Below are 8,918 nucleotides of genomic sequence, written 5' to 3' on the forward strand. Positions count from 1 at the left end.
AGATGCAGATTTACCAGTGCTAGAAGGCAAAGAAAACGGTGCAGAAATAACAGTGTTAAAAGCTATGGTAGAAAAAGGTGTTGCTAGGATAAAAATAAAATTACGTCCAAAAGCAGATACTGATTTAAAAACGTGGAAAGAAAAACTGGCAGGAATAAAAGATGGCACACATACTTACAAATTTGGAAGTAATAATCCTACTGCTACAGCAGAGCAAAAGAAAAAAATAGCTGGTGTTATTGCAGGTAAAATTAAAGATACACTGACTGGACTTAAAAAGTTTGCTAAAGTTGATGCTATAGAAGCAGCTTTGACAAAAGCAGCCTACAATAAAGACGAGCAAATTACTTTTGATGTGTACAAAAACGTCACAGAAAACCTGTGGTTAAAAGCGGAATGTACAGGGACTAAAAAATATGTCAAAGAGTTTTTGAAGAAAGATGGAGAGTATTTTGTGATTGGTAGCAAATGTTTTTGTAATCGAGATATTTCTCTTACTGAGTTTGAAAATATTCTTAAAAAACTGAGAGAAAGTGAGTCGATGTCAAACACTTCATCATTATTTTATGCAGATAATTGCGAACTTGATGATAAAACGAACGCAAGTCTCATAAAAAAATTAAACGAAACATTTAAAAAATTCGATGTTAATACCTGTATTAGAAAGATACATTTTTTAGCTCAAATCTATCACGAAACAGATAGATTTAAGACAACAAAAGAATATAATGAGACTGGAAGATATAAGCCATATATTGGTAGAGGATTAATGCAGCTGACATGGAAAGATGGCTATGCAAGATATAAAGCATACTCTGGAACGGATGTGGTAACCGATTATGAAAAAGTAGCTAAAGAATTAGAATTAACAGTAGATACAGCTGGATGGTTCTGGAAGCAAGGTAAAGAGTTAAACCCTGGATCAACATGGAAAGTTCCTACAACCTCATTTAGTGAATATGATAAATCTACAGGAAAACAATATCCTAAAAAGGAATTTACCTATGAAGTTGATGGTGTATCAAAAAAATATGGCACAATAGATATTAATCTTTTAGCAGATGCTGATTATATAGATACCATAAGTTGGCTTGTAAATGGTGGAGGAAATGGCAGGACAGAAAGACGAGAATATCTAAAGGAAATTAAGAAAATTTTTAAATATCCTGAAGATTGTACTAATGCTAAAGCGAAATCTAATTCAACTGTAACAATTCACTTTGATGGTGAAACTGCTTTAGCTAGTGGAATATCCCAAAGAACAAGAACAATACTAGAGGAAGTTGGTGAAGCATCAAAAAACTATGATATTTACATTACAAGTACGGCAAGAACTCCAGCAGACCAAGCAAGGATTATGTATGATAATACAGTAAGAACTGGAGCAGCTGCACAGAAAGTAATATATGCAAATGCCGGCGATCAAGTTATTGATGTTTATACTGCTGGTGTTAATGCAGGGAAATCTCAAGCTGATATTATTCAGGATATGGAAAATAAAATTAATGAAATTGGACCATCAAGTGTATCGAAACATTTGGCAAATCCTGCCGTTATGAATACATTTGATGTGTCAATAAGCCGATTAACAAACCCGAACGATTTTAAAACTACAATGAAAACTAGGGCAGAACTTCATCAATTATTAGATGAAAATGCTTGTTATCATATTGAAATAAACCAATGATGAAAAAACTAAATAACTCAATTACAGCAATATTTTTAATTTCTATTTTAATTATATCCTGCAAAAAGAATGATGAAACTTCAAAAGTCGTTGCATCTACTTCAGAGGTAATAAGTACAAACGATACTATAATTATTAATACAGGAATTTATTTTTTATCGCCTAATGAAAAAGAAATAGATTCACTTAAAAAGGTAATTGGAGAAGACAATTTTTATACAGTTGCTGACGATAGTAATTTTTACATTTCAAAAATTTATTCTCAGCCTAATCAGAAAATTACCTCCGTAAAATTTGATAAGATTAATTTTAAAAATGAGAATTATTTATTCAATAAAAAGAGTAATAAAAACAATTGGTTAATTATAGACTATAAAGTAGGAAGCAAACCTCAAATTTATTCATTGGTAGATTTTAATCTTAAATTGAATGAGGAAAATTCTTCAACAATACCAAATACGAGTAATTTGGATGCTTATCTAAATAATACAGATTTTTTGAGTGTATCATTTGATATAAATGGTGATGGTAAAGAAGATAAAATTTTTAGCAATAAACCAAATACAGGTGATAATTTAATTGTTTATTTTTATGAAAACAATGGATATGTATTAAAATTAAATTCAACTAATCTTTCGCAGGATGGTGGAAATCAAGTATCTGAAATTAAGAAAATCGACAACGGATTTTTAATTGTAACAGATTTCCCTCAAGGAACAGATAAATATACTTATTTTATCAATTATAGTAATACTAATTTTATGGTAAACAAAGTAACGCACCAAGTTGATTCATCTGAGGATAATAACAAAGTAAAGATTTGTGAGTTCCAAACTCAAATTAATCTTCAAAAATCGGTCAATGAAATTTTCAGTGAACTTATAGATGCAGAAAAAAAGGCTGTATGCGTGACAAAAAATAATTAATAGTGCGTATGAAACTAAAGTCCAATACATGCTATATATTATCGCTCTTTGTTTTATTGTTATCCTCTTGCAAAGAGAAGCAATCAGATTCAACAACGAACCAACCAAAAATTGATGTCAAGTCAATTGATGAAGCATTGATAAGTAATAGTTATTCCCAAATTACTATGGATTGTCAAGGAAAACAATTTGCACCTACAAATTGTGGAAATAAAGAAAAGGGATTATATTATGAATTTAAATTAGCCGATGGTAAATCCATAATTGAGTTTAAATATAAAAATAAAAATTTTATTCACTCATTTAATGAATCAATTTTTGAATTAGGAGTTAACAGTTATCTTTTTGATAATGGATCAAAGATGATTTTAGTATTAGATTCTTTTTTAGAATACGGACATACTTTTTATGTTTATCAAATAGATGAAGATAGTGTAAAATATATTGGCAGTAAAAACTTTGATGTAAAACTTGATAAAAACGAAATTGAATTAAAATATAATTTTAATATATCAGAAAAAGATAAAATTCTAATATTAAAATTAGGTACTGGATACGATGATATAAATTTATATATTAGTAATTCTTTTGTATTACCCTTAAAAGAGAACAATTTATCAAATATAAAATCTAAAAATAATCTTGGAGGATTATGGCAATTAGACTGTAATCTTCAAAATTCTGGAATAGATATTTATGTCAAAGAATCTAATATGTATGCTACAGTAGCCGTTGCCCCGCCAGCTATATTTGTTGAAGCAAAAGTAATACCAGGTGAGTCGGAAAATATTTATTATTTGAGATTTGAAGAACAAGATATGAATCCTCCAGCTGCAAGTGAAAATGAGTTAGACCCAACTTATACTTCGAAAACAGAGAATATAGCTAAAATTGAATTGAAAGACAATAAATTAAACTTTTGGTGGTATGGTTTTTATAATACTAAAACAAAAAAATGGTCTAATAAGGAATCTCAATTTAGTAATAATGGAATCAGTAATTTAGTGATTTTGAATAGATGTGAGTAAAAAAATGATAAAATTTTTTTTAGTAATATGTATAATTTTTTCCTTATTTAATTGTAAAAATGAAAAGGATAAAAGCATAGTTATCAGTAGAGAACAAGAAAGTATATCAACAAATGCAATTGAAAGCGAAATACCACATGAAATAAAAACTTATCTTGATTCGAATAATGACTTTGAAATACTTACGGAAAAAGATTTAAAATTAATAAATGAGCAGGTAAAAAATACATCTATTCTCACATATTTAAAAGGTGATTTTAATCAAAATAAAATCGATGATTTTGCGATTATATTAAGATATAAAAAATATAAAAATGATATATATACTAATTATAATTTTCCTTTTTTAGTAATATTTAATGATTATAAAAATGGAGTTGTACCTAATATAGTATATAAATCTGGTGATTATGCAAAGGAAGATATTAAAACTGTCATATACGATCAATTTGATGAAGGAATATTCTCCTATCTCAGAAAAGGAAAAGTATGCGATAGAAAAGTAATTGATATAGTGATTCCAGAAAAATCAAGCTTCTTTGTTTTCTGGAATTCAAATAAATTATCATACGAGTTTCTAAATTATCTTGATGAAGATTTATGTCAAAAATTATCTATAAATCAAAATAGTTCTAAAGGAAATCTAACTTTATCCGAAAATTTTAGTTTTAAGTTTTTAACATCAAAAAGTGAAAACGAAAGCATAAAGAAAGAAATTAAAATACTTTTGACGAATGAAAAAACAAATAAAATTCAAGAAATAGATTTCATCCCTGAGGCATTATTAGGAAGTTTTAACGAGAGTCCGTCAAATTATTCGTATTTTTCAGATGAAAAACAAATTATCGAAACTTCCGAAGGGATTGAAGTTTATCACAAACTAATTGTTTTAGATGTAAATTTTGATGGTTTAGAAGATTTTGCCATAATAAATTACGAAGGTGGTAATGGTGGACCTCAATATGCATATTATATTCAAAAGCCAAATAAAGAATTTGTATTGGATACATATCTAACAGAAAATATTAGGTATTTTCCAATTGAAATAAACAAACAAGAAAAGACTTTAACAATAGGTCATCCATCGGGTTACTGTAAAATAAGAACTTACAAAATCCAAATTCAATCAAATGGAGAATGGAAAGAAGTCTATTCAAAATTAGAAGATATTAAATAGTTTTATGCATCCTATACTGAAGAAGAATATGGTAATGTATCAGATGTGTTGGTGGCGATAAAAAACCAATAAAATTGCGAACAGAAAATAAAAAATAGTAATTAAAAAGATAACCTACGGGTTATTTTTTTATTTTTATGAAGTTAAATCAATTAAAACGGTTTAAATTTGACCCTAGTGTACTAAATGTGTTGGTAAAAAAACATAATGAATTTAAAACAAGATACACTTAATAACGACAAACAAACTGCCCCAGATTGTAGCGGTAGCCCCGAAGTTATGAAAGTTATTTTTTCTAGATATCGCAAAGCGACTGCAGGAAGCTCTTGTGATGACTTTAGAAAAAAAACTTTGAGAACAAGGGCTATAGCGCAAAGCTGGAATAGGCACAAAAAAAATATAAAAAAAGGAGTACAAGCCATAACAGGTAGCGCAGAAATAAAAGCTGGTAATTGGGGAAACTACGAAGTATCGAAGTGGTATGAATGTACGCCTATGTCACTTCGAAATGAAGCCAATGTAAAATGGGCAGCTTTTAATGTAACCACTGGAAAACCCGTAAAAATTTTAGAAAAAGAAATAGGTCATTTTCGATTTCAAGAAAAAGCAATTGGGCAAACCTATTTAATAGTAGCTTATATGTTTGAACCTGAATTGAGTACAGGTATCAAAGTTACGGTTGTCTCCGCCGAAGAACCTAAGATATTAGGCATAGACATTACAGATTATCACGACAAACCCATCACTAAAAAGTTAGCCTACGGAAATATAATTAATGTACACGTGCGCACCGCAGGAATTGTGGGACATCATATGAACATTACGCTTTGGGAGGACGATGTAGATGGCGCAGGACATAGTGATAAGAATACTAAAATTGTAAAATACGACAAACCTGCTAAAGTAGGCAGCAAAGGCATTGCCCACGCCCAGTTTGTAATGAGTCGCGACTATGCTAAAAAAGCGCTTAAAAACGAAGGGAAAGACGATGAAACCCACGAGTATTATGTAACAGCTTTTGCACTTGGAGAACTTAAAGCGAGTAAAAACGTAAATTTTGTTTACCCAAAAGAGCGAATAGCCGAAACCAAAGACAAACTAGAAGGAAAGGCGAAACCCAAAGAAGTGATTCCGCCCGTAAAGAAAAAAATACCTGTACAACCAGTAGGAACACCACGAGCACCAGCGATACCACGAGTGCCACATACACCAGCAGCTAAAAAAGGGATAACCAGTGTAACACTGACTAAAAAAGGCACAGAACAAGTTATAACCACCATATACTCGACAGGGCTAGTTGGTAAAAATATACGGTTCAAACTGATGGAAGACGATGGCGGAAGCCTAGTGGATGATGAGCTACAAAATAAAATATTTCCTATAACTGGCGATACATTTATTCTTACTACAAATTTAAAAGCGATACCTAAAAGCTGGGGCGATGATTATTTTGAAGGTTCAGAACAAGAACTTTTTGTTGATATTGAAGTTCTAGAAACCGAAGCTCATTTTGAGAGTAAAACCATAAACGTAGACAGCAAAGCATTTAAGGTTGATGTCGATGATGCTAATAAAGTGGTTACATTGGAGGGAAGTGAGGTGGCAAAAAAATCTAGCTCATGTGTCTGTAAAGAATACGACTTGATTTGGGGTAATAAAGTAAGTTGTGATTTTAGGAAAAAAGTTGTAGCAATTGCAAAGGGTTTAAATTTGCCTCAAGAAAACAATGAAGGAGCTAATTGGTTAATGGCAGTAATGGCATTGGAGACTGGAAGAAGTTTTAGTCCAACAGTAGGGACATTTAAAAAACACAAAGATAACTCAAAAATTGGATATGTTGGACTAATACAGATAGGTAAAGATGCTGCAACTGATTTAAAGGTCAATCGAACAGATTTATTAAAGCTAAATGGAGTAGAGCAATTAGAATATGTTGAAAAATTCTTTAAACAAGATAAATTTAAAGATAAACTTAAAACCAAAACAGATTTATATTTAGCAGTAAACTATCCGAACGCATGTGGTAAAGGTACAGAAAAAGACTATGTAGTATACGATAGCAGTAAAGCTGCGTATGATGACAATCCAATGTTCAAAAGAGAAAAAGATGAATCATATATTGATAAAAAAGGTGTTAAAAGATATTATGAAGGGAAAAAGGGAAGTTCATATGTTTGGGAATTTGAGGAGGCAATAAATCAATTTTATGAGGAAGGCAAAAACCATAAAACACCAGTTTACAGCTGTCTAATAATAGGAAAACCTACTAATGATGCTAAAGAAATAATTACCTACTATATATATAAAGCTGGTTCTATTGAAAAAAGTATTCCAAAAAAGATTAAAGATGATTTTAAAAATAAATATCAATATGTTTATATTGATAGTAAATATAAAACTCATAACTTGGGTACTTTTGATTATACAACTACAAAAGAAATGAATCCAGGCAATGTACAAGGCAATAATAATGTTGAATTATTAGATGCAAGACAATTCAAAGGTTACTCAAAAGATAATATAAAATTAAAATTCCTAACTTGGAATTCAGACAGCGACAGGTGGTATATAAATCCTGACTGTTTCGCTGGATTATTAGGAGCAATGGCTGATGAAAGTATTGATTATTTAGGATTTAATGGATTTAGTGATGATTTAGCACAATCCGTTGGAGGAAGTAAATCTCACAGAAATGGAGAAAAAGGAGACTTACGATACTTAACAACAAATAAAGATGGAGCAGCAACATTATTAGAAGATTCAGATTTTGACTTTGTAAATCAAAATAAATTTAATGATGCACTTTATTTATTTGGATGGGGTAGAAAAGAAAAAATGTATTCTGAAAATTTTAAATATGGTAAAAATGAAAAGACACTTTTAAACCATACTAAACATATGAAAAAATTAGGAAAAGGTGGATATAGACATCATCACCATCTTCACTTATCTGGATTTGACCATTCTCTAATACTTATAAACTCAAAATAAAATGAAAATATTTATTTGTCTATTTGCATTAATTCTTATTTCATGTAATCAAAAAGTTGATATAAATAATAATGAAATTCAAAGAAAAGAAATAATACTAGATGATACTATTTCTAAAACCCTAGAAGAAATAAAACTAATAGATTTACCATACAATTCGAATACATTAAATTATTCAAAAAAAGATAAAAACGGTTACTTTATTTATGACAATAGTTTTAAAAAACAGAACTATTCTAAGCTTTCAAGAATAATTGGTAAATATAAAAATAATGATATTGAAGTATACATAGTCGAGCTTAAACCAAATGGTGATGAGCATATTGAGCCTATAATTTCTCTTTTCTCATATTCTGAAAATAAAAAAATTGATTCATTAATTGTATATGAAACTATTGATTGGGAAGGAAGTCTTAAAAAAAGGTTCGTAATCAATAAAGATAAATCTATAAAAATAAATGAAGAGTCTGAAGGTAATGATGAAACTGAAAATGGAATGGATACATTGATTGTTTCAAACAATGTAAATATCTATAACTTATCTAAAAGTGGTTTTTTCACCTCAAATAAATGGAATGGGAAGTATTATTTTGAATCTAAAAATAAAGATAATTTAAAAACAAGTTTTGAAGTTTCTATATTGGATTTAAACAATATTACTATTAAATATATTGGTGATGATGAGCCTGTTGAGGTATATAAAAATTTAGTTGCTAAAAATATTTCTTCAAATAAAATTAAAATAATATTTAATAAAAAATATGAGGAAAATGGATATATAAATATTGAAAAAGCTGATAATGAATATTATATCTCAGGAGATTTAATTTACTTAATAAACCCTGGCAATGATAATTTACCTTTAAAGAAGATTAATTAAACTAATATGATTATAAATAAATGAGCTACAAAATAAAATATTTCCTATAACTGGTGATACATTTATTCTTACTACAAATTTAAAAGCGATACCTAAAAGCTGGGGCGATGATTATTTTGAAGGCTCAGAACAAGAACTTTTTGTTGATATTGAAGTTCTAGAAACTGAAGCTCATTTTGAGAGTAAAACCATAAACGTAGACAGCAAAGCATTTAAGGTTGATGTCGAT

The 8,918-nt window shown here is 29.3% G+C and carries 6 protein-coding genes; all 6 read left to right on the forward strand.

The window, feature by feature from the left end:
* Positions 1–1,687, forward strand: a 1,687-nt coding sequence (locus RMO70_RS07890) for a glycoside hydrolase family 19 protein (RefSeq protein ID WP_310555882.1), incomplete at its 5' end; no start/stop codon positions are given.
* Positions 1,684–2,613, forward strand: coding sequence for a hypothetical protein (locus RMO70_RS07895; protein ID WP_310555883.1), 930 nt, complete (start codon positions 1,684–1,686; stop codon positions 2,611–2,613). The genes RMO70_RS07890 and RMO70_RS07895, both read left to right, overlap by 4 nt.
* 8 nt (positions 2,614–2,621) lie before the next feature.
* On the forward strand, positions 2,622–3,641 hold the full coding sequence (locus tag RMO70_RS07900) for a hypothetical protein (RefSeq protein ID WP_310555884.1): 1,020 nt from the start codon (positions 2,622–2,624) through the stop codon (positions 3,639–3,641).
* A 4-nt stretch (positions 3,642–3,645) separates the two neighbouring features.
* Positions 3,646–4,818 carry an XAC2610-related protein gene (locus tag RMO70_RS07905; protein WP_310555885.1) on the forward strand — a complete coding sequence of 391 codons (1,173 nt, stop codon included), beginning with the start codon at positions 3,646–3,648 and terminating at the stop codon, positions 4,816–4,818.
* Between the two features lie 207 nt (positions 4,819–5,025).
* A complete protein-coding gene (locus tag RMO70_RS07910; protein WP_310555886.1) occupies positions 5,026–7,809 on the forward strand; it encodes a hypothetical protein in 2,784 nt (927 codons plus the stop codon).
* Between the two features lies 1 nt (position 7,810).
* Positions 7,811–8,689, forward strand: a complete 879-nt coding sequence (locus tag RMO70_RS07915) for a hypothetical protein (RefSeq protein WP_310555887.1) — start codon at positions 7,811–7,813, stop codon at positions 8,687–8,689.
* Positions 8,690–8,918: the final 229 nt, after the last annotated feature.

The organism is Flavobacterium sp. (assembly GCF_031422135.1).
GTDB lineage: Bacteria > Bacteroidota > Bacteroidia > Flavobacteriales > Flavobacteriaceae > Flavobacterium.